The following is a 23,394-nucleotide window of genomic DNA, read 5'->3' on the forward strand; positions in this document are numbered from 1 at the left end:
GGTCAGTCGGACCCTCCCACGCCCGACGTGCGCCCGTCCATCCCCCCGTGCGGATCTATCCGACGATCGTCGCGCGAACGCCCGCGTCACGAGGACCCCCGCGAGTCTCCTAAAATCGGAGCCATGTCGAAGGTCTTGAACAGTCTGCCCGTGGGCGAGCGCGTCGGAATCGCATTCTCGGGAGGGCTCGACACATCGGTCGCGGTCGCCTGGATGCGCGAGAAGGGCGCGGTGCCCTGCACCTACACCGCCGACATCGGCCAGGCCGACGAGCCCGACATCGACAGCGTGCCCGCGCGCGCCGCGCAGTACGGCGCCGAGATCTCGCGCCTCGTCGACGCGAAGAGCGCCCTCGTCGAGGAAGGGCTCGTCGCGCTGCAGTGCGGCGCCTTCCACATCCGCTCCGGCGGCAAGACCTACTTCAACACCACCCCCCTGGGCCGCGCCGTCACCGGTACCCTGCTGGTCCGCGCGATGCGCGAGGACGGCGTCGACATCTGGGGCGACGGCTCCACCTACAAGGGCAACGACATCGAGCGGTTCTACCGCTACGGCCTGCTCGCGAACCCGCGCCTGCGGATCTACAAGCCCTGGCTCGACGTGCAGTTCGTCAACGAGCTCGGCGGCCGCACCGAGATGTCGGAGTGGCTCGTCGCCCGCGGCTTCCCGTACCGCGACGCCACCGAGAAGGCGTACAGCACCGACGCCAACATCTGGGGCGCCACCCACGAGGCCAAGCGCCTCGAGGAGCTCTCCAGCGGCATGGAGCTGGTCGAGCCGATCATGGGCGTCGCCGCCTGGCGCGAGGACGTCGAGATCGCCGCCGAGACGGTCAGCGTCCGGTTCGAGGCCGGCCGGCCGGTCGCGCTCAACGGCGTCGAGTACTCCGACCCGGTCGCCCTCGTCCTCGAGGCCAACGCGATCGGCGGCCGCCACGGCCTGGGCAACTCCGACCAGATCGAGAACCGCATCATCGAGGCCAAGAGCCGCGGCATCTACGAGGCGCCCGGCATGGCGCTGCTGCACCTGACCTACGAGCGCCTGCTCAACGCGATCCACAACGAGGACACCATCGCGCAGTACCACTCCGAGGGCCGCCGTCTCGGCCGCCTGATGTACGAGGGCCGCTGGCTCGACCCGCAGTCGCTGATGCTGCGCGAGTCCATCCAGCGCTGGGTCGGCTCCGCCGTCTCCGGCGAGGTCACCGTGCGCCTGCGCCGCGGCGACGACTACACGATCCTCGACACCACCGGCCCCGCGCTGAGCTACCACCCCGACAAGCTGTCGATGGAGCGCGTCGGCGACGCCGCGTTCGGCCCCGAGGACCGCATCGGCCAGCTGACCATGCGCAACCTCGACATCGCCGACTCCCGCTCGCGCCTCGAGCAGTACGCCGCCGCGGGCCTGGTCGGCGGCTCGACCGCCGAGCTGGTCGGCCACCTCGAGATCGGCGAGTCCGAGGCCATCACCGAGGGCAACGGCTCCGCCGCCGCCGACGCCCTCGGCCGCGCCACCGACCTCGCCTCCGAGGGCGCCGCCTTCGACGCGGGCACCGACTGACGCACCACCCCTGAGGGCCGGCGGAGACTCCTCCGCCGGCCCTTCTCGGTACCCGCAGCCCGTGCCCCACCTCCGGCACGCGAAACCACCTCCGGCACGCCGAAACCCCCGGATTCCGCGAGCCGGACAGGCTTCCACGAGCCGAACCCACCGCCCCGCCACCTCCGGCACTCGAAACCCTCCCGGGCACGCCGAAACGGCCCGCTTCCGCGAGCCGAACGTCCTTCCACGAGCCGAACCGTCCCGCCCGCCACCTCCGGCACGCGAAACGACCCTCGGCACGCCGAAACCCCCGGATTCCCCGAGCCGACCCTCGATCCACGAGCCGAAGGTTCCCCCCGGCCACCTCCGGCACGCAGAACACACCTCGGCACGTCAGAACGGCCGGTTGCCCCGAGCCGAACGCGGCCCCACGAGCCGAACGTCCGCCCGCTCTCCGTTACCAGCCCACCGTGCCGCCACCTCCTCCGTCCGGAGGGGTGGTCGCGGTGCCTCGTCGCGGCTCCTGGCTCGGGTCGGGCGGGCGCGCCGCAGGCGCGCGGGAAGGAGCCGCGACGAGGCACCGCGTCCGCACCGTCCGCGCCGAGTGCGACGTCGCGAAGCAACGAGCACGCCAGCAGTCAGCACCCGGGGCCGTCAGTCCCCCCGCACCAGCCCCAGCGCCGCTTCCGCCGTCGCCACCGCCTGCCCCGGATCGACCCGCGCCAGCACCAGCGCCGTCACCAGCAGCGACACCAGCACCCCCGCCTGTCGCCCCCGCCACTCGGCGGACTCCCCCGGCCACCGCGCCGCCGCCCCCGCGAGCATCGCCCGCTGCAGCTCCGCCCGGTACTCCGCGATCACCTCGCGCACCGCGTCGTCGCGCGCGATCGGCGCCCCCGCCGCGTTGAGGAGGAGGCACCCGCTCTGCGCCGACACGGTTCGCGGATCGGCGAGCGCGTCCCGCAGCCCCGAGAAGTAGTCCTCGAGGGCCGTCGGCGAGACCTCGTCGCGCGTCAGCGGTTCCAGCCTCGGCCGCACGATCTCGTCGAGGTAGCTCTGCACCGCCGCGTCGAAGAGCCCGCGCTTGCTGCCGAACGCGTGGTACAGGCTGGAGCGGCCGAGTCCGGTCGCCGCCTCGAGCTCGGGCAGCGACGCCTCCTCGAAGCCGCGGTCCCAGAAGACGGCGCGCGCCGACCGGACGACCTGGTCGGTGTCGAAGCTCTGCGTGCGTCCCACGGCTACTCCCTGTTCTGACTGATCCGGTGCCGGTCGCGCTACCGAGGGCAGCCGGACTGTTGTGAACCGGTCGTTCCAGTATAGAGTGAGGCCGTTCGGTAGTGAACCGAGCGATACACAATCAGGAGGTCCCGTCGTGATCGTCATCGGACTCGTTCTCGCCGCCCTCGCGGCGCTGCTGCACGTCTACATCTTCGTGCTCGAGTCGCTGCTCTGGACGACCCCGCGCGCCCGCTCCACCTTCGGCACCACCGCCGGAGAGGCCGAGTCGACGAAGGAGCTCGCCTTCAACCAGGGCTTCTACAACCTGTTCCTCGCGATCGTGACGATCGTCGGCGTGATCGTGCTCGCCTCGGGCGCCACGGCCGTCGGCGCCGCCCTCGTCTTCACCGGCACCGGATCGATGGTCGCCGCAGCCCTCGTGCTGCTGCTCTCCTCGCCCGGCAAGCGGCGCGCGGCGCTCACGCAGATGGCACCCGGACTGCTCGCGGTCCTCGCGCTCGGCATCGGCCTCGCCGCCTCCTGATCCCCACCCCCACGACCCCTCGGAAGGCTCCATGACCACCGTCACCAGCACCCAGATCCAGCTCGTCCGCCGCCCCGTCGGCTGGCCCGTCGCCGAGGACTTCCGCACGGCGCAGGTCGAGTACGACGAACCCGCGGCCGGCGAGATCCGCGTCGAGAACGCCTTCCTCTCCGTCGACCCGTACATGCGCGGTCGGATGAACGACGTCAAGAGCTACACCCCGCCGTACGCACTCGGCGAGACGATGACCGGCGGTGCGATCGGCCGCGTCTCCGTGTCGAGCGACCCGGACTTCCCGGTCGGCGCCGTCGTGCTGCACCAGCTCGGCTGGCGCGACATCGTCCAGGCCGAGACCTCGGCCTTCCGCGTCGTCCCCGAGATCCCCGGCGCCCCGCTGTCGCTGCGGCTCGGCGTCCTGGGCATGACCGGCCTCACCGCCTTCGTCGGCCTCACCACCATCGCGGGGCTGAAGGAGGGCGACACCGTCTTCGTCTCCGGCGCCGCGGGAGCCGTCGGCTCGGCCGCCGGCCAGATCGCACGCCTGCTCGGCGCGAAGCGCGTCATCGGCTCCGCCGGCTCGGCCGAGAAGGTCGCGCTGCTGACGGAGAAGTACGGCTACGACGCCGCGTTCGACTACCACGCCGGTCCCGTCCGCGAGCAGCTCGCCGCGGCGGCCCCCGAGGGCATCGACGTCTACTTCGACAACGTCGGCGGCGACCACCTCGAGGCGGCGCTCGACGCCTTCAACGACGGCGGACGCGCGGCGCTCTGCGGCGCGATCGCCGGCTACAACAGCACCGAGAAGCCGGCCGGCCCCGACAACATGGCCAACATCATCACCCGCGCTCTGACCCTGCGCGGCTTCACCCTGTCGGCGTACCTCGACCACGCCCCGGAGTTCAACCGCCTGATGGGCGGCTGGTTCCAGGAGGGGAGCATCGCCTACGACGAGACCGTCGTCGAAGGCATCGACCACGCGGTCGACGCCTTCCTCTCGATGATGCGCGGCGGCAACACCGGCAAGATGATCGTCCGCCTCTAGGGCCTTCCATGCTGGCCGAGGGGGGGTGCGCAGCGCCCCCTTACGTGCTGGTCGCGTAGCCGCGCAGCGGCGTACCGAGACCCACCCACCGGACGACGGCGGATCTCGATACGCCCTCTGCGAGGGCTACTCGATCAACATGAGGGCAGCCCCCTCCGAGCGCTACGCGATCAGCATGAGGGCAGCCCTCTCCGAGCGCTACGCGATCAGCAGGCAGTGCCCCCGCCCGCCGCTCAGCGCTTGACGGCGTCGATCTTCAGCATCTTGGCGATGACGGAGTCGAGCTCCGAGTCGTCGAAGATCTTCTTCCAGTCGTCCTTGATGAGCGCCTCGCGGCCATAGCCCATGGCGATGTGGCACGCCTCGGAGAACGGGTTCGAGCCGCGCAGGCCGTTGGTCAGCGCGATCCAGGTGTGGCCGTAGAGCATCGCGCGGGCCGCCTCGTAGGGAACGCCGACGCCGTTGACGGTCTCGTCCAGCGCCTCCTTGAGGAACTCGCCGACCATGCAGGCGATGGTCTCGACCAGGGTCGGCTCGAGCACGGCGAGCTGCTTGACGGTCACCCAGTGCACGGCGATGACGGGCGCGTAGATGGTCGAGATGACCTTCTCCGCGATGGCCCGCACGTCGTCGTCGGCGTCCTCGAGGGCCGCGACGACCTCCTGGGGCGCGGCGATGCCGCCGAACGTGTCGGCCCACTCCTCCGGCGTGGTGCGCTCGAGGAACACCGACGGGTGGCACGGGTGCGCCACGGCGTAGTGGATGTCCTCGCGCTTCGCCAGCAGCCCCGCGTAGGCGGCGGCCGGGTCGAGGGTGAGGATGATCGCGCCGCTCTTCATCTGCGGGATCACGTCCTCCGAGACCGCGCCGAGCACGACGTCGGGGACGGCGAGGATGACCACGTCGGCGTCCTTCACGGCGTCGGGCGTCGCGGTGATCTCGCGGCCGGCCTCGCGGGTGCGCTCCTGACCGGCGGGCGAGGCCTCGCTGTAGAGGGCGTTGTAGTCGGACTTCTGCAGGTTGTTCGAGACCCGCATGCCCATCTTGCCGCCGGCGCCGATGACGGCGACGGTGAGGGCGGAGGCGGCGGTGCCCGGGGCGGTGGTGGCGGTGGTGTCGGTCATGAGTTCCTTCTCCTGAGCTGGTCGAGGGTGGTGCGGGTCCACTCGGCTTCGAGCCGCGTGGTGACGAGCGCCTGCTCCGCGGCGGGGACGGTGTCCTGCCAGGGGAGCCAGAACTCGATGATCTGGGTGATGCCGCGCTCGGCCGGCCGGAGCAGCGCGAGCATGCCGTCGTAGTCGAGGCGGCCGTCGCCGAGCGCCGTGCCGGTGTAGACGAAGCCGACCCAGCCGGGATTGCGGCTGAAGTCGAAGTCCTTCACGTGCCAGTTCGCGACGTACGGCGCGCAGCGCGCGGTGACGTCCGCCGGCAGCTCGAGGTTCGCGACGGTGTTCGCCGGGTCGAGGCAGATCCGGATCCGCGGGTGATCGAGCGTCGCGATCACGTCGACGAGGTCGGCGGTGCTCACCTGCTCGTACGTCTCCAGGGCCAGCGTGACGCCGGCCTCCTCCAGCTCGGGCGCGAACTCGCGCAGGCGCCGCAGCGTCTCGGCGCGGTCCGGCCGGTCCTCCCCCGACGTCCACATGCTGCGCAGCAGCACGACGTCGAGCGCGCGGGCCAGGCGGAGCCAGCGGCGCAGGTGCGCGGGATCGGTGCCGCGGGTGCCGAGCTCGAGCGCGACCCCCTCGGCGGCGGCCACGGCGCGCAATGACGCGAGCTGCTCGTCCGAGTACTCCTCGAGCGCCGGCACGTCGCAGAGCTGCAGCAGGTCGACGCCGAGCGCGGCGGTCTCGCGGACCATGTCCTCGACGCCGAGCGGCTCCGGGACGCGGTCGGAGGAGCGCCAGAAGAAGGCGTAGCTGCTCAGGCCGAGGCGGCTCACGGGCGGGCCTCCGAGTCTGCGCGCACCAGGGCGAGCGCCTCGTCGAGGATCGCGCCGACCGCCTCGGGGTCGTGCGCGAAGCGGCCGAGGAACAGCCCGGGCACGCGGCCCTCGAGCGCGGTCAGCAGGCCGGGTCCGGCGCTGCCGCCGTAGATGACGCGGCTCCCGGCGCGGCCGGGCAGCTCCGCGAGGGCCGCCTCGAGCGCGGTGACGACGCCGGCGATGAAGGCCGGCTCGGCGGGCTCGGGTGCGCCGATCGCCCAGACGGGCTCGTAGGCGGCGAGGATCGGACCGACGGCGCCGGCCTCGTCCGCGTCCGCGAGGGCGGAGCCGATCTGCGCGAGCACGAGCTCGACGGCGTCCTCGACGGAGCCGCGCTCGGTCTCGCCGACGCAGAGCAGAGGCACGAGGTCGTTGCGGAACGCGGCCGCGACCTTCGCGCGCACGCGCTCGTCGTCGTCGCCGAAGAGCGCGCGCCGCTCGGCGTGGCCGATCTCGACCAGCCGGCAGCCGACCTCGCGCAGCTCCGCACCGCTGACCTCGCCGGTGAACGCTCCCGCGTCCTCCCAGAACAGGTCCTGGGCGCCGAGCGCGACGCCGGCCTCCGCCGCGAGGGCGCCGACCGGCACCAGCGCGGGGAAGGTCGGCACCACGAACAGCTCGACGGCTCCGGAGGCGGTCGCCTCGTGCGTCCGCGCGATCTCGGCGATGCGCCGCATCCACTCGAGCGTCCGCGCGTGACCGAAGTACATCTTGAGGCTCACGCCGACGGTGAACGCCGGGGCGTCCCCGGCGGCGCGGCTCAGCACGAGCCGACCGTGGCGGCGTCGTCGGCGACCGGGTTGCCGGCCTCGTACGCCTCGATCACGCGCACCTTCTCCGCGGAGGCGGAGGACGTGTCGAACTCGTAGCCGAGCCACTCCTTCGCCAGGCGGCGGGCCAGCTCGATGCCGACGACGCGCTGGCCCATGCAGAGCACCTGCGCGTCGTTGGAGAGGATCGAGCGCTCGACCGAGAACGAGTCGTGCGCGGTGACGGCGCGGATTCCGGCCACCTTGTTGGCGGCGATCGCGACGCCGAGGCCGGTGCCGCAGATCAGGATCGCGCGGTCGGCGTCGCCGCGGGCGACCATCTCAGCGGCGGCGATGGCGACGCTGGGGTAGGGCGTGTGCGACGAGGCGTCGACGCCGACGTCGACGACGGACGCGACGCGGGAGTCCGTCTCGAGGTCGGCCTTGACGATGTCCTTGTAGTCGAGACCGGCGTCGTCGGAGCCGACGACGAGGCGGAAGGGTGCGCTCATGGGTGTTCTCTCCTTGCTGGAAGCGGATTCGGGGACGGTGTCGACGCTACGCGCCGCTGCCGACAGAGCCGGGGGTCGCGGAGCCGGAGGTGCCCGCGCGCAGCACCGCGCCGATCGCGGTGACGATCAGCCCGAGCGAGTGCGCGCCCGCGTCGGGGGTGCCGAGGCTCTTCTCGGCGTGCGGCCGGGCGCGGCCCATCCTCGGCAGCAGCTGCGCGGTCGCAGCAGCGGCGGCGGTGCAGGCCTCGGCGGCCCGGGTCCAGGCCGCGGGCAGCTCCTCCCCCGCGGCGACGGCCTCGGCGAGGACGTCGGCGAACGGCACGAGGGAGTCGACCATCGTCTTGTCGCCCGGCGTCGCGCCGAAGCGGAGGATCGCGGCGCGGGCGCCGTCGACCCCCTCGACCACCGCGGCGGCCGTGGGCGCGGCGGTGTCGCCGAGCGCCGAGCCGACCGCGGCGAGCGCGGCGCCCCAGAGCGCTCCGGAGGTGCCGCCGGCCCGGTCGGACCACGCGTCGCCGGCATGGGCGAGCACGGTCCCCGCCCCGGCGCCGGCCTCGAGCGCGGCCCGGGCGGCGGTGACAGCCGCGTGCACGCCGCGCTGCATGCCGATGCCGTGATCGCCGTCGCCGGCGACGGCGTCGATCCGGCCGAGCTCGTCGGCGTTCTCGTCGATCGTGGACTGCGTCGCCTCGAGAGCGGCGAGCACGGTGCGGGCGGCCTCGCGGGAGTCGTCGCTCGCCTCGCCGATCACGACCGAGGCCGTCTTCTGCTCGGTCACCGCGGCCTGCTCGGCGGGGCGGACCGAGCCCTTGCGGTAGGCGGGCGCCTCGGCCGGAGCAGCCCAGAGCCGCTCCAGCTCGTCGTCCACCCAGAAGAAGGTGAGCGAGACGCCGGCCATGTCGAAACTCGTGACGAGCTCGCCGACCTCGGGCTCGAGCACCTCGAGGCCGCGCTCGCCCAGGCGCCGCTCGACGCCGGCGTAGACGACGAACAGCTCCTCGTACTTCACGGATCCGAGCCCGTTCAGGACGACGACGAGGCGCGAGCCTTCGGCCGCGTCGACGCCGTCGGGCAGCTCGGCGAGCAGGGACGAGACCAGCAGCTCGGCGAGGCCGTCGGCCGTCGGCACGTCGTCCTCGCGGATGCCGGGCTCGCCGTGGATGCCCATGCCGACCGCCATCCGGCCCTCCGGCACGGTGAACAGCGGCTCGGACGCCCCGGGCAGCGAGCAGCCGGAGAAGGCCACGCCGAAGGAGCGGGTGCGCTCGTTGGCGAGGCGGGCGATGCGCTCGACCTCGTCCAGCGACGCGCCCTCCTCCGCCGCGGCCCCCGCGACCTTGAAGACCGTCAGGTCGCCGGCGATCCCACGGCGCTTGTGCTTCTCGGCGACGCTCGCGCTCGAGACGTCGTCCGTCACCGTGACGGTGCGGACGTCGATCCCCTCGTCGCGCAGGCGCCGCTCGGCCGCGTCGAAGTTCAGCACGTCGCCCGCGTAGTTGCCGTAGCTCAGCAGCACGCCGCCACCGTGCTCGGCCGCCGCGGCGACCGAGTGCACCTGCTGCGCGGACGGCGAGGCGAAGAGGTTCCCCATCGCCGCGCCGTGCGCGAGACCCTGCCCGACGAGTCCGCCGAACGCCGGGTAGTGGCCGGAGCCGCCGCCCACCACGAGGGCGACCGAGCCGGGCGCACTCACGGTCGAGCGCACCACGCCGCCCTGCACCCGCCGCACGAAGCGGCGGTTCGCGGCGACGAAGCCGTCGATCATCTCGTCGGCGAAGTCGGACGGGTCGTTGTAGAGCCGGGTCATCAGGAGTCCTGTTCGAGGAGGGGCGTCGGGCGTCGGACGGTCGGCAAATCGCGCGGGGTGCTCAGTGCGCGATCACGTCGACGCTGGGGGCGTCGAGCGGTGCGTCCTTGTAGCGGCGCGCCAGCAGGGACATCAGCACGGCCGAGAGCAGCAGGAAGAAGCCGACGATGAACATCGGGACCTCGTAGCCGCCGGTCGCGTCCTTCAGGGCGCCCGTGATGTACGGGGCCGAGAAGCCGGCCAGGTTTCCGACGGTGTTGATCAGCGCGATGCCCGCCGCGGCCGCCGCGCCGGTGAGGAACCGGGTCGGGAAGGTCCAGAAGTTGGGCAGCGCCGAGAAGATCGCCATCGCGGTGACGGTGATCACGGCGATCGTGGCCGCCGGGGAGCCGGCGAAGAGCGCGAGCGGGATGGACAGGCCACCGGCGATCGCGGGGATCACGATGTGCCAGGTGCGGACGCCGCGGCGGGTGGCGTCACGCGACCAGAGGTAGAGGGCGATGGCCGCGGGCACGTAGGGGATCGCAGTGATCAGGCCCTTCTCGAAGATGCCGAAGGTGGTGCCGTACTGCTCCTGGAAGCCCTCGATGATCGTGGGCAGGAAGAAGGCGAGGGCGTAGAGGCCGTAGATGAAGCCGAAGTAGACGAAGCTCAGCATCCAGACGCGGCCGCTCTTGAAAGCGGACGACATCTTGGGGTGGGTGGTGACGCCCTTGGTCTTCACGTCCTCCTCGCGCTTGAGCGCGGTGGTGAGCCAGACCTGCTCCTCGCGGGTCAGCCACTTCGCGTCGGAGGGCTTGTCCTTGAGGTAGAACCAGGCGATGACGCCGATGACGATCGCCGGCAGCGAGACGCCGAGGAACATGAAGCGCCAGCCCTCGAGGCCGAGGATGCCGTCCTGCTCGATCAGCAGGCCGGCGAGCGGGGCGCCGATGACCGTCGTGAGCGGCTGCGCCAGGTAGAAGAGCGCGAGGATCTTCGAGCGGTGCTTGGCCGGCACCCAGAGGCTGAGGAAGAGGATCGCGCCCGGGAAGAAGCCCGCCTCGGCGACACCGAGCAGGAAGCGCAGGGCGACGAGCTGCTCGAAGTTCTGCACCCAGGTGAAGAGCAGCGCGACGATGCCCCAGCTGACCATGATGCGGGCGAGCCAGCGGCGGGCGCCGAAGCGGTGCAGCGCGAGGTTGCTCGGCACTTCCAGCAGGATGTAGCCGATGAAGAAGACGCCCGAGGCGAAGCCGAACTGGGCCGCCGAGAGGGCGAGGTCGGCCTCCATGCCGTTCGGCGCGGCGAAGCCGATGGCCGTCCGGTCGAGGTAGTTGATGAAGAACATCAGGGCGACGAACGGCACGAGCCGGATCGACACCTTCCTGATGGCGCTCTTCTCGACGGCGGCGTCCGCCGTCGCGGTTCCGCCTGTGCGGGAGGGAAGGTCCACGTCGATCTCCTGATCCGTGTCAACGACTGTGTTGGGTGGTGCGGGGTGGGGCTCGGGCCGCCTTCGGGGGGATTGGCTGACCGGTTGACCAATTAGAGGATGCCGTGCCGGGGCACCGGTTGTCAACCGGTTCTGCGGTCGCGTCGCTGCGGGTGGGGTGTCGGCGCGGTTGCTACGGTCGGAGCATGCCGGCGTACCCCGAAGACGACCCGTCCCTCGTGCGCCTGGAGCTGCAGGTCCTCCCCCGCGGCACCGCCGTCGCCGAGGTGGCCAAGCAGCTCACCTCGCTGCTCACCCGCGGCGATCTCGTGCCCGGCTCCCGCCTCCCGCCGGAGCGCCAGCTCGCCGAGAGCCTCGGCGTCGGCCGGTCGGCGGTGCGGGAGGCGCTCGCGGCGCTGGAGATCCTCGGCATCGTCACGGTGCGGCCCGGCTCCGGCACCTACCTGCGCGACAGCACCTCCGAGCTTCTGCCGACCACGCTGAGCTGGGGCCTGATGCTCTCCGCGGGGCGCACGGCCGAGCTGATCGAGGTGCGCGGCACCCTGGAGGTGCAGGCCGCGATGCTGGCGGCGCTCCGGATCGACGACGAGGGACTCGAGCGCCTGCGCGCGCATCTGGCGGCGATGGAGTCGCACCTCGACGACATCGCGGCGTTCGTCGAGGCCGACGTGCGCTTCCACCTGCAGATCGCGGTCAGCGCCGAGAACGTGGTGCTGCGCGATCTGCTGCAGACCATCCGCTCGCTGCTGCGACTCTGGGTCGAGCGCGCCCTCAGCAGCCCCGAGCAGGCCCTCGACGCCTTCACCGAGCACCGCGCCGTGCTCGAGGCGATCGAGGCGCGCGACCCGTCCGCCGCCGCGCGGGCGATGGAGGCGCACATGAGCACCGCGTCCCGGCGCCTGGCGGACACCGGGAGCTGATCGAGGGCCGTCGGTCCGGGGCCCCCGATCCGGGGCTGCCGATCGCGCCCCGCGGTGGCAGACTCGGCCCATGAGCGACCTCCTGCGCCGCGGTGCCGCGGCGGCCCTGACCCTGGCCGCGGTCGGCCTCCTCGTCACCGGCTGCGCGGGGCGCGCCGACATCGCCTCCTCCACCTCGCCGCTGCCGCGGCCGAGCGCGACGGCCACGGTGACGCCCACCGCCTCGCCCACGGCGACGGCGTCGGCACCCGCCTCGATCGTCCCGACCGCGGAGCCGACCGCCGCGCCGACGGCGGCATCCGAGACTCCCGCCCCGCTGCCGACCTCGTCGCAGCCGCCGGCACCGGCGCCCGAGCCTGCGCCCGAGCCCTCGACCGTCCGCTGCGTCGGGAGCGACCTCTCGCTCGAGTACCGCGCCGACCCCGACGCGTCCGGCGCGGGGAGCAGCGCCTTCGACCTGATCTTCACGAACACGACCGACCGGACCTGCACGCTCGCCGGCATCCCCGGGGTCTACGCCGCCGGGGCCGACGGCAGCCGCCTCGGCGCGGTCGCCTCCGCCGACGGCCTGAACCCGGACGGCCTGCTCGCCCTCGCTCCGGCGGCGCAGGCGGACGTCCGGGTCGCCTGGCACTCCCCCGGCGCCTTCGGCTGCCCGACCGCGACGTCGACGTTCCTGGTCGCCGAGGTGATCGACGCGGCCGATGCCGCCGTCCGCGCGCCCGCCGCGATCGAGGTCTGCACCGACAGCACCGTGTACCTGGACGCCTCCACCTACACGCTGCTCGGCTAGGTCCTGCGCCGGTCCCCCGAGGACCGCGCCCAGGTGGTGGAATGGACGAGGACAAGGAGAACCCATGCTCATTCCCCTGCACGACACCGGCGCCCACGCCCGGTCCACCCGCCTGCCCTCCGCTCCGGCCACCCGCTCCGGCGGTCACTCGCCGCTGTCCGAGACGGTCGCCGTCTGATGGCCGAGGAGCGCGCGATCCTCGCCGGCGGCTGCTTCTGGGGCCTGCAGGAGCTGATCCGGGACCTGCCGGGCGTCTTCGAGACCCGCGCCGGCTACTCCGGCGGGACCACCCCGAACGCCACCTACCGCCACCACGGCGACCACGCCGAAGCAGTGGAGATCGAGTTCGACCCCGAGAAGACCTCCTACCGCGACCTGCTCGAGTTCTTCTTCCAGGCGCACGATCCGACCACCCGGAACCGGCAGGGCAACGACATCGGCACGGGCTACCGCTCCGTGATCGTCGCCCTCTCGCCCGAGCAGGAGCGCGTCGCCCGCGAGACGATCGCCGAGATCGACGCCTCCGGCCGCTGGCCGGGCCCGGTCGTCACCGAGGTCCAGCCGGCCGGCGAGTTCTGGGACGCGGAGGAGGAGCACCAGGACTACCTCCGGAAGCACCCCGGCGGCTACACCTGCCACTGGGTGCGCCCGGGCTGGACGCTCGACGCCTGAGCGTCGGGCCGCTTCCGGCGGCACCCGGGCAGCGGAACGGGGCCGGCGCCCCGGTCGCGACCCGGGCGCCGGCGGCGGCGCTCACGTCCCGCGGAGGGCCGCGATCGGCTCGATGCGGGAGGCGCGCCGCGCCGGCACGCTGCCCGCGAGCAGTCCGATCAGCGCGCCGAGGAGCGCGCCGCCGAACGCCACCCCGGGGTCGAGCACCGGGGTCCACTGCTGCGCGAGCGAGACCGCGAGCACCGCGAGGACGCCGGTCGCCGCACCGAGCAGACCGCCGAGGAGGCCGATCACGGCCGACTCGACGACGAACTGCTGCGCGATCCGGCGTCGCGTGGCGCCGAGCGCCCGGCGCAGGCCGATCTCGCCGACGCGCTCCATCACCGACAGCGTGGTGACGTTGGCGATGCCGACGCCGCCCGCGAGCAGCACCACCACCGAGAGGATCAGGAACACGAGGTCGACGTCGGCGCGGACGTCGCCGGCCAGCTCGGACGGACCGCCGGGCGCGGAGACGGAGACGGAGTCGGGTGCATCCGGGGCGAGGGTCAGCGGTGCCTGCGCCGCGACCTGCGGGCCGGCGCCGATGTCGATGCGCGCCTGGAGGTCTCCCGGCGTCGCGAGCGCGAAGTCGGCCCGCGCGGTGCCGGTGGGGAGGACGACCGCGTCGAGCAGCTCGGCGCGGGCCTGGACGTCGGCGAAGATTCCGAGGACCGAGTAGGCGACCCCGTCGATCAGGATCGACGGCCGGGAGTCGACGCGCTCGACACCGAGCCGCTCCGCCGCGCGGGTGCCGAGGACGACGACGCGGTCGGCGCGGGCGTCGTGCCCGGAGTCGAACATCCGCCCGGCGGTCACCTCGCCCTCGAGGGTGCCGAGGAGATCGGCGGAGGCGGCGAACACCCGCGGCGGGGCGGCGGCGGGCGCCGAGGGGTCGTTGACGGGGACGGCGGTGACGGTCGCGCCCTCGCGGAGGGACACCTCACCGACGAGGGCCGCCTGCTCGATGCCGGCGAGCCGGAGCACCCGGTCGACGGCGTCCCAGGGCAGGCGCCCGGTGGCGACGCTGTCCCCGGTGGAGTCCTTCGCCTCGGCCGGCTGCACGACGACCTGGGTGGCGGCGAACGCGTCGAACCGGCGGGCGAGCTGGTCGGCGGTCGTCTGCGCGAAGCCGATCGTGGCGACGAGGGCGCCGATGCCGAGCACCGTGCCGAGCAGGGTCATCACCAGCCGGGCCGGCCGCGTGCCGATGTCGGAGGTGGCCTCGGCGAGCAGGTCGGCGGCGGTGAAGCGGTCCGCTCGGCGGACGGGCCGCAGCAGCGCGGACGCGGCGGCCGAGCGCGGTCGCCGGCGCCCGAGCCGCCGGCGCAGCGCCGCGAGTGCCGGGCTCATGCGGTCACCTCCTGCATCCGTCCGTCGGCGATGCGGAGGCACCGGCGCGCCCGCCGGGCGACGGCGAGGTCGTGCGTGATGACGACCAGGGTGAGTCCGGTGTCCGTCAGCTCCTCGAAGAGCCGCATCACGTCCGCGGTCGTCGAGCCGTCCAGATTGCCGGTGGGCTCGTCAGCGAGGAGGAGGCTCGGGCGGGCGACCACGGCGCGGGCCACGGCGACGCGCTGGCGCTCGCCTCCCGAGAGCGTCGTCGGCAGGAAGCCGAGCCGGTGCCCGAGGCCCACCCGGAGCAGGGCGTCGCGGGCGCGCGCCTCGCGGTCGGCCCGCGGTGTCCCGCTGTAGAGCATCGGCAGCATCACGTTCTCGAGCACCGTGCGCCGCGGCAGCAGGTGGAAGGACTGGAACACGAAGCCGATGCGCTGCGCCCGCACGGCCGCGCGCGTGTTCTCGTCGAGCGCTCCGGTGAGCGCACCGTCGAGCCGGTACTCGCCGACGCTCGGCCGGTCGAGCAGCCCGAGGATGTTCAGCATCGTCGACTTGCCCGAGCCGCTGGGGCCGACGATCGAGACGTAGTCGCCCTCGTCGATCCGGAGGCTGACGCCCTTCAGCGCCTGCACCTCGGGCGGGCCGGGGAACGAGCGGGTGACGTCCCGCAGCTCGACCAGCGGAGCGGTCACCGGCCGACCACGACCAGGTCGCCCTCGTCGAGCGTCCCGTCCACCGGCGACACCTCGACCGCGCCCTTCGCGGCGAGACCGGTGGTCACGACGACGAGCCGGGTGGCGGCGCCCGGATCGCGCGGATCACCGTCGACGACCTCGACCCGGCTCTCGCCGCCGGAGCCGGCGGACAGCGCGGCGACCGGGACCGAGAGCACGGCACCCTCGGTCGCTCCGACCGCGACCGTGACCTTGACGTTGGTGTCGCGCAGCTGCTCGATCTGCTCGGGCGAGAGCGGGTCGGGGGTGAGCGTCACCGTCCAGCGCCCCTTGCCGTCCTTCGCGGGATCGACGCCCGACACCGTGGCGCCGTGCGACGACCGGTCAGGGAGCTCGAACGAGGCCTTCTGCCCGACCGAGAGCAGCCGCGCGTCGGCCTCGGCGGCGGAGCCGGAGAGCTCGACCTTCGCGCCGGAGACCGTCATCGCCGCCCCGGACAGGACGCCGCCGCGCTTGGCGGTGACGGCGTCCACCCGCCGCGGGAGCGAGGTGAGGAACAGCACCTCGCCCGCGGGGAGCGCCGGCAGGACGGACTGGCGGGCCCGGGTCAGATCCTCCTGCGCCTGCGTCACCTGGGACTGCGCCGACTCGACGGCGCCGCGCTGGGCGCCGGTGTCGGTGCTCGCACCCAGCTGGGCCCGCCGGAGCTCGGCGAGGCCGAGCGCGTCGTCGAGGTCCGCGATCCGGAGGCCGTCCGGCGGTTCGGCCGCGCGGGCGGCCTCCAGCTCACGTCGCGCACTCGCGACCGCGTTGTCGGCCTCGCGGACCTCGACGGGCGAGGAGCCCGCCTGAGCGGCGTCGAGCTCCTTCTGCGCGGCGACGAGCCCCTGCTCGGCCGCGCGCAGCGTCTCCTGGGCGGCGCGGACGACGTCCTCGCCGTCCTCCTGCGTCGCGGGTGCCGCGTAGCCGGCCTGCGCGTACAGCTCGGTGACCGCGTTCGCGGCCGTCTCGTCGAAGACGTCGTCGGCCGGGTCGCCGGCGTCGATCCCGAGGCCGCGCAGCGCCGACTTGAACTGCACCACGTCCGGCCCGGACACCCCGAACCGCAGGGTCCGGTAGGCCGGAAGATCGCCGGGGAGGACGATGACGGGGCGGCCGGCGATCTCCAGCGCGATCGACAGCGGCGACAGCTCGGTGCCGGCCGCCGGGACCTGACCGGTCACCACCGCCGCGCCCTGGATCCCGGTCGTGTCGATGGTCACCTCGACGGCGTCCGCGTAGCGCACCTCGCCGCGGAGGGTCACGTCGTTGCTCAGCTCGCCGGACTCGACCGGCGCGGTGATCAGGCCGGGGGCGGGCGGTTCCGCGTTCGCGGCGGCCTCGGCGGGCGAGACCACGAACCTCCCGACGAGCAGGCCCGCGACGAGGCTCAGCAGCGCGGCGGCGGCCACGATCCAGAGGACGCGGTTGCGCGAGACGACGGCGGCGAGTGCGGCGAAGCGGCTGCGACGCCGCGGAGTCTCGGAGCCGTCGTCGGGACCGTCGGCGGGCCCGGTGACCGCGAGGAGGTCGAGCGGATCGGTCGGCGTCGGATCGGAGGCCGGTCGACCGGTCGGCTCCGAGTCGGACGGCGTCGGGTCGCCGGAGCCCGAGCGGCGGGGAACGCGCATCTACTCGCCCTGCTCGGCGTCGGCCTTCAGCGCGTCGAGCTCGGCGCGGTGGTCGTCGATGAACTGCTGCTCCAGCGCGTCCTGGACCTTCTTGTGCACCGCTGAGTAGTCGGTCTTCTCCCGGCAGTCCAGATCGGCGAGGGCGAGCTCGATCTCCTCGTCCTTCACCGCGACGAGCTTCGGGTCGGTGGGCTCGACCACCTGGTCGCCGGCCGCGTCGTAGACCGCCGTCAGCTTGTCGCTGATCGAGTTCACGGCGTCGTAGGGGGCGGCGAAGCCGGGGTAGCCCGCGTCGCTCAGGCAGGAGGACCACGCCGCATCCAGATCCGCCAGCTCGGGGACCGACTGCAGATCGGTGTAGAACTCGTTCAGCGCGTCCATCACCGGCTTGTGCTTCTCCGCCGACGCCGGATCCTCCCCCTCGAGCTCGTGCTGGGCGGCGCCGAAGCAGCCCGCCGTCGTCCAGTCGTACTCGTACGACCCGTCCTCGGAGGCAGCGGCGTCCTCCGGCTCCGCCGGGCCGTGCAGCGCCTCGGAGTAGGCCGCCTTCTCGGACTCCGAGAGGCTGTCGTAGTACTCGGAGTTGGCGTCGACGTACTCGTCCTCCGGCTCGGCCGAGTCGTAGCGACCGGGAGAGTCGACGACGCCGTAGCCGTACTGCGCGACCCATTCGCGATCGTCCGGCTTGTAGGCGTCGGCGTCGGACGACGAGAACGACGCCGACTGCACGCTCGGGGTGTAGTCGAAGCCCGACTCCTGCATGCAGGTCGCGACGAGCTCCTCGCGCTTGCGGTCCTGCTCCCTGTACTTCTCCTCCTGCTCCTCGGGCGAGAGGTCCCCGCCGTAGAGCGCACCGAGGTAGTCGATCAGCGGAGAGGTCGGCTCTTCGGTCTTCGCGTCCTCGGCGGGGGCGGAGCAGCCGGCGAGCGCCAGCACGCCGGACAGCGCCAGAGCGGACAGTGCCAGTGCGGAGCGTGCGGTGGTCAGGTGGGCGCGGCGTCGATGCTTCACGGAGGTCCCTCTCGTTCAGGGGCGCGCGGCGCGGGCGGGGGTCCCGCGCTCGCGCGCCGCCGACGACGATACCGACGGATCCTCACCATCGTGTGGTCGGGGCGGGCTCTGGCGCCGCGCGTCGGTCGACGGGCCGCGGGACGCCCACGTCGAGCGGTTCCTGCGGCGCGAGACGTCGGTCCGCGGACGCGGCTACGGCGTCAGCAGCACCCGCGCGGCTCCGCCCGGTTCGAGCACGAACGACTCGCCGTCCGTTCCCCCGGCCGCCTCCCAGCGCTCGATCTCCGTCGGATCGACCGTCACCGCGACGCCGCCCGGGTTGCCGAGCAGCACCACCCGGCCGTCCGCGGCGAAAGCTCCGAGCGCGACGAGTCCCGCTGCATGAGCGTCCAGACGCGGCGACCCGGTGAGGGCCGCCGCCCACTGCAGCACCGCGCCGGCGGACGTGATACCGGCCGCCGTGACGACGCCGCGCGGTCCCCACTGCTCGAAGTAGGCGAGCGAGGCGACGCCCGGGACCGCGAGCGCGTCGAGGCTGCCGACGACCCAGGCCGCGAGCTCGGGCGCGTGCTGGCGCTCGTCGGTCGCTCCCGGGACGATCTCCGGGCCGTAGCCGGACCCGTCGATGTCGGCGGCGCCGGGGTCGAACGGCGAGGTCGACACGGCGTTCATCCGCGCACCGAGCGTGACCGGACCGATGTGCAGGCGTCGGCCCTGCGCGAGCGCCGTCGCGTCGCGCACCACCGTGCGCTGCACGGCGAGGGACTCGACGAGCTGGTGCCCCGAGCGGTCGTGCATGAAGGGGGTGATGCTGAAGGCGAGCGACGCCTCCCCGTTCGCGAGGGCGTCAGCGCCGCGGTTGAGCTCGGTGAAGTGCGAGCGGACGCCGCCGGCGACCTCGGCGCCGCGCTCGGCCGCCGCCCGTCGCGCCGCCTCGAGCAGCTCGGGTGTGCTGCGGTGACCCTGGGCGGCGAAGACGCCGAGGCGGGCGAGCGGCGCGTCGCCGAGCTCGTCGAGGACCGTGCGGACGTCCTCCGGCCCGGACGCGACGACGCGCAGATCGACAGGGCGTCCGCCGGCGTCCTCGAGCGCGCGCTGCAACGCGCGACGCCAGCCCGCCCAGCGCACGTCGCACTCGACCATCAGATCGAGCGACGGTCGCACCTCCGTCCGGAGGCCCGTCGGCGCGCTCGCGACGGAGGTGCGGATCTCGGGGAGCGGGTGCCCGGCGCTCCCGGTCCGCAGGACGGAGGGGGACGCGATCGATTCCCGTGTGACGGTCGGCGGCGCGCCGCCGCAGTCGATCCGCAGGCTCTGCCGGACGATCTCCCCCGCGGCGACCGGCACCGGGAACGGCAGGCTCAGCGGCGTCGAGTAGGTCTTGAACGACGCGTCGGTCCAGTTGCGCTGATCCTCCGTCTCGAACACGTCGCCCTCCAGGGTCAGCTCGACCGGGACGCCGTCGGCGGTCCAGGCGAGACCGGCGAGGTCCTGCGCGGGCTGATGGGGCGCGATCCGCTCGGGGAAGGCCAAGCGGTCGGTGGTGCCGCCCGGGTGGCGCGCCTCGACGGTCGCTCCGGCGCTCTCCGTGCCGTGCAGCACGATCAGCCCCAGGCGGTTGCGGAGGAAGGGCGTGCTCGCGCGTGCCTCGAGTGCGATCGTGAGCGAGTTTCCGGAGAAGTCGGCTCGCAGGGTCCAGGTGACGCGGGCCTCGCCCTGAGCGCTCTCGCCCTCGACCACGAGAGTGCCGCCCTCGATCTCGAGCGCTGCGCGGACGGTCGCGAAGGTCCCCCAGTCCTCGTCGCGGACGACGAAGCGGACCCCGCGGAGGATCCGCGCCGTGCCGAACCGGAGGTCGTCGAGCCGGCCGTCGGAGAACCGCAGCGACCACGGGCCGCAGCGGACCGCCCGCTCGTCGCGCTCGGCGTCCTGGAGGAGCCCGGCCGGGACCGTCTGCGCGGCGGGCCGGATCTCGATCGCGGGCACGATCAGAGGGTGGTCATGCCGCCGTCGACGCGGAAGAGCGCGCCGGTGGCGTAGCTCGACTCGTCGCTGGCGAGGTAGACCATGATTCCCTCGACGTCCGCCGCGGAGCCGGGCCGACCGAGCGGGATCCGCGAGGTGATCGCCGCGCGGGCCTCGGCGTCGCCCGAGATCGCGGTCACCAGCGGGGTCTCCGTGTAGCCGGGGACGACCGTGTTCACGCGGATCCCCTCGCCCGCGTAGGCGGCGGCGACGGTGCGGGCGAGGCCGTGCATGCCGGCCTTCGAGCTGCTGTAGGCGGTGAAGTCCTGACCCTCGCCGTTGAGCCCGGTCGGGCTGCCGGTGAGGACGATCGAGCCGCCGCGGCCTCGCAGTGCACGGACGGCGTGCTTGACGGTGAGGAAGGTGCCGGTGAGGTTGATGTCGATCGTGCGGCGCCAGACGTCGAGGTCGAGGTCGGCGATCTTCGCGTCCTGGCCGAAGAGCTGCACGCCGGCGTTCGCGACGACCACGTCGACCGCGAAGCCGTCGGCCGCGAGGCGGGCGAAGGCCTGCTCGACGCTGCTCTCGTCCGAGACGTCGAGCCGGACGGCGACGGAGTCCGGGAAGGCGGCCGCCGCGTCCTCCGCGGCGGCGAGGTCGCGATCGGTGAAGGCGACCCGGGCGCCCTCGCGCGCGAAGCGCTCCGCGACGGCCCGGCCGATGCCGGAGCCGGCTCCGGTGACGAGGGCGGTCTTGCCAGTGAGGCGTCCGGTCATGCGTGCTCTCCTTCGAGTCGATCTGCTCCGATCATAGGAGGCGAACCGGTTGACCGCCTAGGCCGTGTCTGCTCGATTCCAGAGGTCGGCGCGACCCCTTGACCCGGCCCGGTCCAGCCGCGACGCTCGCTCTACACGTCCCGCACCACCCCACCCCTCCCGGAGGTCACCATGAAGGTCGGCTCGCTCGTTCTCCGTCTCGCCGTCGGCGGTCTGTTCGTCGGACACGGACTGCAGAAGCTCCGCGGCTCGTTCGACGGCCCGGGCCTCGACGGCACCGAGCAGATGATGAAGAGCCTGGAGCTGCACCCGGCGCGCCGGAACGCGGTCGCCGCCGCCGTCACCGAGACCGCCGGCGGCGCCGCGCTCGCCCTGGGCCTGGCGACGCCGGTCGCGGCGGCCGGGCTGATCGCGACGATGGTCACGGCCGTCCGCAAGGTGCACTGGGCGAACGGCCTCTGGAACAGCGGCGGGGGCTGGGAGTACAACGGCCTGCTCGCGGCCGCCGCGACCGCGATCGTGGCCGACGGCCCCGGCGCGCTCTCCTTCGACGGCCTCGTCGGGAAGCGGAAGTGGGGCGCCGGCTGGGCGCTCTTCGCCCTGGTCGCCGGCGCCGCCGCCTCCACCGCCGTGATCGAGGCCGGACGCCGCGCCAAGGCCGCCGACGTCGAGGGCACCAGCAGTGAGACCCTCACCGCGCCCGACTCCCCCACGGCGTCGGATGACACCGCATCCGCATGAGCGAGCCCATGCTGATCGAGTAGCCCGCGCAGCGGGCGTATCGAGACCCGGTAGCGTCGGCACGTGACCGCCTCCACTTCCTCCGCCGTCCGCCAGCTGCGTCTCGTCGTCCAGGTGGACGACCTCGACGCGGCTCTCCGCTTCTACCGGGACGCCCTCGGTCTGACCGAGCGCGCCGCCTTCGACGGCGACGGCGACGCCCGCGTCGCGATCCTCGAGGCCGGCATCGCCACCCTCGAGCTGGCGAACCCCGCGCAGGTCCGGATGATCGACGGCCTCGAGACGGACGGCGACACGAGCGACCTCCTCCGCGTCGCCTTCGAGGTCGACGACGCCGCCGCCGCGACCGCGGCCCTCGCCGCCGCGGGAGCCGAACTCGTCGCCTCCCCGCGGGAGACGCCGTGGCGCTCTCTCAACTCCCGCCTGCGCTCCCCTGACGGCCTGCAGGTGACGCTGTTCGAGGAGCTCGGAGCGGCGTCCGAGGACGACGCGGACGACGAGTTCCTCCTCTGGCAGCGCGCCGTCGACCGGCTCGACGGCCTCGAGGATCCGGACGGTGTCGTCGAACGGATGCGAGTGCTCGCCGCGCGCTACCCGGGCAGCGACGGAGTCGCGCACTTCGAGCTCGGCGGTGCCCTGGACAGCGCAGGCCACGAGGCGGAGGCGGCCGAGGAGTACGAGCGCGCCGTCGCCGCCGGTCTCGACGACGAGCGGCTCGCCCGGCTGAGCATCCAGTACGCCTCGACCCTCCGGAACCTCGGCCGGACCGAGGAGGCGATCGCCCTCCTCTCCTCCGCCCAGCAGCACCCGTCGATCGGTGCGGCGCGCGAGGTCTTCCTCGCGCTCGCTCTGCACAGCGCCGGTCGCACCGACGAGGCGCTGCGCACCGCCCTCGAGGCGCTCGCCCCGACGTTGCCGTGCTATCGCCGATCGGTCGCCGCGTACGCCGCCGACCTCACCGACTCGGCGCCGCAGACCTGAGACGGCCGGTCGCCGGACGGCGCGCCCACCGCCGCGAACTCTCGGCCCTGCTCACTCCGCGAGCAGCGCGTCGATCTGACCCATCGCCTGGTTCATCCCCTCCTCCATGCCCATCTGCACCATCTGCTCGAGCTGCTCGAGGGTCTCGAAGGAGGAGCGGACGGTCATCCGGGTGCGTCCGTCCACCTCGGCGAGGGTGACCACCGCGTGGGTGACCCCCATCGAGTCGTCCGGGTGCCCCTCCTCGTCGGCGAAGCCGTCGTCGAACTCGAACCGCGTCGGCTCCTCGACCTTCGTCACCACCCAGTAGCCGCGGGCCTTCTCCCCGTCCGGCCCCGTCATGAAGTACCGGCTCCGAGAGCCCTCCACCGCCTCGTGCGTCTCGAAGGTCGCCGGCCAGGTCGGCGGTCCCCACCAGCGCTCGAGCCGCCGCGGATCCACCCAGATCCGCCACACCCGCTCGACGGGCGCCTCGAACTCGGCGGTGATGGTCATGGTCAGGTTCTCGATGTCCTTGACGGACTCCACGACGGTCATCCTGCACGTCCCTTCCTTCGTTCCTCCGGTGGTCGCACCTCGTCCTCGGCGAGGACGTCGGCGATGCGGTCGACGCGATCGCGCCAGAGCAGCTCGTAGTCCTCGAGCAGTCGCGCCGCCCTCCTGAGCGAGGCGACCTCTCCGCTCACGAGCTGCTCCCTCCCGCTGCGGCGCTTGCGGACGAGCTCCGCCCGCTCCAGCACCGCGACATGCTTCTGCACCGCGGCGAAGGACATCTCGTAGCGTGCCGCGAGCACTGTCACGGACTGCTCCGCTTCCAGCACCCGTGCGACGATGTCGCGCCGCGTTCTGTCGGCCAGCGCCTGGAACAGCCGGTCGACGTCGCTCTCGTCCTCGATTCGTACAACCATGTGGTTGCACGTTACTCTCGCTCGTCCGAGGAGGCAAGAGCAGCCCTCGGCACCTCGTCACCCCGTGCTCTCC

General features: G+C 73.2%; 23 protein-coding genes. 8 read left to right on the forward strand and 15 right to left on the reverse strand.

Annotation, left to right across the window (positions count from 1 at the left end; all coding sequences use genetic code 11):
- Window positions 1-123: 123 nt before the first annotated feature.
- Complete coding sequence (argG, locus tag EDF45_RS09720) at window positions 124-1,560, forward strand: argininosuccinate synthase (protein ID WP_123446074.1); 1,437 nt, start codon at window positions 124-126, stop codon at window positions 1,558-1,560.
- 636 nt (window positions 1,561-2,196) lie between these two features.
- Here argG and EDF45_RS09725 read toward each other — a convergent pair.
- Window positions 2,197-2,778 (reverse strand): TetR/AcrR family transcriptional regulator, encoded by a 582-nt coding sequence (locus EDF45_RS09725; protein ID WP_123735943.1) that lies wholly within the window; start codon window positions 2,776-2,778, stop codon window positions 2,197-2,199.
- Between the two features lie 136 nt (window positions 2,779-2,914).
- Between EDF45_RS09725 and EDF45_RS09730 the strand changes: the two genes are divergently transcribed.
- Complete coding sequence (locus EDF45_RS09730) at window positions 2,915-3,304, forward strand: DUF1304 domain-containing protein (protein ID WP_123446072.1); 390 nt, start codon at window positions 2,915-2,917, stop codon at window positions 3,302-3,304.
- Between the two features lie 31 nt (window positions 3,305-3,335).
- Window positions 3,336-4,346, forward strand: a complete 1,011-nt coding sequence (locus EDF45_RS09735; RefSeq protein ID WP_123735944.1) for an NADP-dependent oxidoreductase — start codon at window positions 3,336-3,338, stop codon at window positions 4,344-4,346.
- A 233-nt stretch (window positions 4,347-4,579) separates the two neighbouring features.
- Here EDF45_RS09735 and EDF45_RS09740 read toward each other — a convergent pair whose 3' ends face one another.
- The 6 genes from EDF45_RS09740 to EDF45_RS09765 all read right to left on the reverse strand — a co-directional run bounded on the left by EDF45_RS09740 (window position 4,580) and on the right by EDF45_RS09765 (window position 10,728).
- Window positions 4,580-5,470, reverse strand: coding sequence for a phosphogluconate dehydrogenase C-terminal domain-containing protein (locus tag EDF45_RS09740; RefSeq protein ID WP_123735945.1), 891 nt, complete (start codon window positions 5,468-5,470; stop codon window positions 4,580-4,582).
- Entirely contained in the window at window positions 5,467-6,288 is an 822-nt protein-coding gene (locus EDF45_RS09745) for a sugar phosphate isomerase/epimerase (RefSeq protein ID WP_260312114.1), read from the reverse strand. Before EDF45_RS09745 ends, EDF45_RS09740 begins: the two co-directional genes overlap by 4 nt.
- Window positions 6,285-7,097: a triose-phosphate isomerase family protein gene (locus EDF45_RS09750; protein WP_260312116.1), complete on the reverse strand. Its 813-nt coding sequence runs from the start codon at window positions 7,095-7,097 to the stop codon at window positions 6,285-6,287. Before EDF45_RS09750 ends, EDF45_RS09745 begins: the two co-directional genes overlap by 4 nt.
- Window positions 7,091-7,591, reverse strand: coding sequence for a ribose-5-phosphate isomerase (locus EDF45_RS09755; RefSeq protein WP_123735946.1), 501 nt, complete (start codon window positions 7,589-7,591; stop codon window positions 7,091-7,093). The genes EDF45_RS09750 and EDF45_RS09755 overlap by 7 nt, the downstream gene beginning before the upstream one ends.
- A gap of 46 nt (window positions 7,592-7,637) precedes the next feature.
- Window positions 7,638-9,398 carry a dihydroxyacetone kinase family protein gene (locus tag EDF45_RS09760; protein ID WP_123735947.1) on the reverse strand — a complete coding sequence of 587 codons (1,761 nt, stop codon included), beginning with the start codon at window positions 9,396-9,398 and terminating at the stop codon, window positions 7,638-7,640.
- Window positions 9,399-9,459: 61 nt separating this feature from the next.
- A complete protein-coding gene (locus EDF45_RS09765; protein WP_221181106.1) occupies window positions 9,460-10,728 on the reverse strand; it encodes an MFS transporter in 1,269 nt (422 codons plus the stop codon).
- Window positions 10,729-11,018: 290 nt separating this feature from the next.
- On the opposite strand from EDF45_RS09765, the gene EDF45_RS09770 reads away from it, so the two are divergent.
- The 3 genes from EDF45_RS09770 (at window position 11,019) to msrA (ending at window position 13,218) form a co-directional block, all read left to right on the forward strand.
- Entirely contained in the window at window positions 11,019-11,753 is a 735-nt protein-coding gene (locus EDF45_RS09770) for a FadR/GntR family transcriptional regulator (RefSeq protein ID WP_123735949.1), read from the forward strand.
- 70 nt (window positions 11,754-11,823) lie between these two features.
- A complete protein-coding gene (locus tag EDF45_RS09775; protein ID WP_123735950.1) occupies window positions 11,824-12,546 on the forward strand; it encodes a DUF4232 domain-containing protein in 723 nt (240 codons plus the stop codon).
- 177 nt (window positions 12,547-12,723) lie between these two features.
- On the forward strand, window positions 12,724-13,218 hold the full coding sequence (gene msrA, locus EDF45_RS09780; protein ID WP_123735951.1) for a peptide-methionine (S)-S-oxide reductase MsrA: 495 nt from the start codon (window positions 12,724-12,726) through the stop codon (window positions 13,216-13,218).
- Between the two features lie 81 nt (window positions 13,219-13,299).
- Here the strand turns inward: msrA and EDF45_RS09785 are convergent, their stop codons facing one another.
- From EDF45_RS09785 to EDF45_RS09810, 6 genes are all read right to left on the reverse strand, one after another.
- A complete protein-coding gene (locus tag EDF45_RS09785; protein ID WP_123735952.1) occupies window positions 13,300-14,610 on the reverse strand; it encodes an ABC transporter permease in 1,311 nt (436 codons plus the stop codon).
- The gene (locus EDF45_RS09790) at window positions 14,607-15,287 is read right to left on the reverse strand and encodes an ABC transporter ATP-binding protein (protein WP_123735953.1); all 681 of its coding nucleotides are present in this window, start codon (window positions 15,285-15,287) and stop codon (window positions 14,607-14,609) included. The genes EDF45_RS09785 and EDF45_RS09790 overlap by 4 nt, the downstream gene beginning before the upstream one ends.
- Window positions 15,284-16,939, reverse strand: a complete 1,656-nt coding sequence (locus EDF45_RS09795) for a TolC family protein (protein WP_185020141.1) — start codon at window positions 16,937-16,939, stop codon at window positions 15,284-15,286. The genes EDF45_RS09790 and EDF45_RS09795 overlap by 4 nt, the downstream gene beginning before the upstream one ends.
- Window positions 16,940-17,950 (reverse strand): hypothetical protein, encoded by a 1,011-nt coding sequence (locus EDF45_RS09800; protein ID WP_123735954.1) that lies wholly within the window; start codon window positions 17,948-17,950, stop codon window positions 16,940-16,942.
- Between the two features lie 192 nt (window positions 17,951-18,142).
- Window positions 18,143-19,936 carry a hypothetical protein gene (locus EDF45_RS09805; protein ID WP_123735955.1) on the reverse strand — a complete coding sequence of 598 codons (1,794 nt, stop codon included), beginning with the start codon at window positions 19,934-19,936 and terminating at the stop codon, window positions 18,143-18,145.
- 2 nt (window positions 19,937-19,938) lie between these two features.
- Window positions 19,939-20,691, reverse strand: coding sequence for an SDR family NAD(P)-dependent oxidoreductase (locus EDF45_RS09810; protein ID WP_123735956.1), 753 nt, complete (start codon window positions 20,689-20,691; stop codon window positions 19,939-19,941).
- Window positions 20,692-20,862: 171 nt separating this feature from the next.
- Between EDF45_RS09810 and EDF45_RS09815 the strand changes: the two genes are divergently transcribed.
- A complete protein-coding gene (locus EDF45_RS09815; protein ID WP_123735957.1) occupies window positions 20,863-21,432 on the forward strand; it encodes a DoxX family protein in 570 nt (189 codons plus the stop codon).
- 63 nt (window positions 21,433-21,495) lie between these two features.
- Complete coding sequence (locus EDF45_RS21730) at window positions 21,496-22,413, forward strand: tetratricopeptide repeat protein (RefSeq protein WP_260312119.1); 918 nt, start codon at window positions 21,496-21,498, stop codon at window positions 22,411-22,413.
- A 51-nt stretch (window positions 22,414-22,464) separates the two neighbouring features.
- Here the strand turns inward: EDF45_RS21730 and EDF45_RS09830 are convergent, their stop codons facing one another.
- Window positions 22,465-22,950 (reverse strand): SRPBCC domain-containing protein, encoded by a 486-nt coding sequence (locus tag EDF45_RS09830; RefSeq protein ID WP_123735958.1) that lies wholly within the window; start codon window positions 22,948-22,950, stop codon window positions 22,465-22,467.
- Window positions 22,947-23,321: a helix-turn-helix domain-containing protein gene (locus tag EDF45_RS09835; RefSeq protein WP_123735959.1), complete on the reverse strand. Its 375-nt coding sequence runs from the start codon at window positions 23,319-23,321 to the stop codon at window positions 22,947-22,949. The genes EDF45_RS09830 and EDF45_RS09835 overlap by 4 nt, the downstream gene beginning before the upstream one ends.
- Window positions 23,322-23,394 lie beyond the last annotated feature (73 nt).

This window comes from Rathayibacter sp. PhB186 (assembly GCF_003751825.1).
GTDB lineage: Bacteria > Actinomycetota > Actinomycetes > Actinomycetales > Microbacteriaceae > Rathayibacter > Rathayibacter festucae.

Coding starts and splice junctions, on each gene's coding strand:
- msrA (WP_123735951.1), top strand. CDS start 12,724: ATGGCCGAGGAGCGCGCGATCCTCGCCGGCGGCTGCTTCTGGGGCCTG.
- EDF45_RS09770 (WP_123735949.1), top strand. CDS start 11,019: ATGCCGGCGTACCCCGAAGACGACCCGTCCCTCGTGCGCCTGGAGCTG.
- EDF45_RS09830 (WP_123735958.1), bottom strand. CDS start 22,950: ATGACCGTCGTGGAGTCCGTCAAGGACATCGAGAACCTGACCATGACC.
- EDF45_RS09815 (WP_123735957.1), top strand. CDS start 20,863: ATGAAGGTCGGCTCGCTCGTTCTCCGTCTCGCCGTCGGCGGTCTGTTC.
- EDF45_RS09740 (WP_123735945.1), bottom strand. CDS start 5,470: ATGACCGACACCACCGCCACCACCGCCCCGGGCACCGCCGCCTCCGCC.
- EDF45_RS09765 (WP_221181106.1), bottom strand. CDS start 10,728: ATGTTCTTCATCAACTACCTCGACCGGACGGCCATCGGCTTCGCCGCG.
- EDF45_RS09835 (WP_123735959.1), bottom strand. CDS start 23,321: ATGGTTGTACGAATCGAGGACGAGAGCGACGTCGACCGGCTGTTCCAG.
- EDF45_RS09785 (WP_123735952.1), bottom strand. CDS start 14,610: ATGAGCCCGGCACTCGCGGCGCTGCGCCGGCGGCTCGGGCGCCGGCGA.
- argG (WP_123446074.1), top strand. CDS start 124: ATGTCGAAGGTCTTGAACAGTCTGCCCGTGGGCGAGCGCGTCGGAATC.
- EDF45_RS09755 (WP_123735946.1), bottom strand. CDS start 7,591: ATGAGCGCACCCTTCCGCCTCGTCGTCGGCTCCGACGACGCCGGTCTC.
- EDF45_RS09795 (WP_185020141.1), bottom strand. CDS start 16,939: ATGCGCGTTCCCCGCCGCTCGGGCTCCGGCGACCCGACGCCGTCCGAC.
- EDF45_RS09760 (WP_123735947.1), bottom strand. CDS start 9,398: ATGACCCGGCTCTACAACGACCCGTCCGACTTCGCCGACGAGATGATC.
- EDF45_RS09775 (WP_123735950.1), top strand. CDS start 11,824: ATGAGCGACCTCCTGCGCCGCGGTGCCGCGGCGGCCCTGACCCTGGCC.
- EDF45_RS09810 (WP_123735956.1), bottom strand. CDS start 20,691: ATGACCGGACGCCTCACTGGCAAGACCGCCCTCGTCACCGGAGCCGGC.
- EDF45_RS09735 (WP_123735944.1), top strand. CDS start 3,336: ATGACCACCGTCACCAGCACCCAGATCCAGCTCGTCCGCCGCCCCGTC.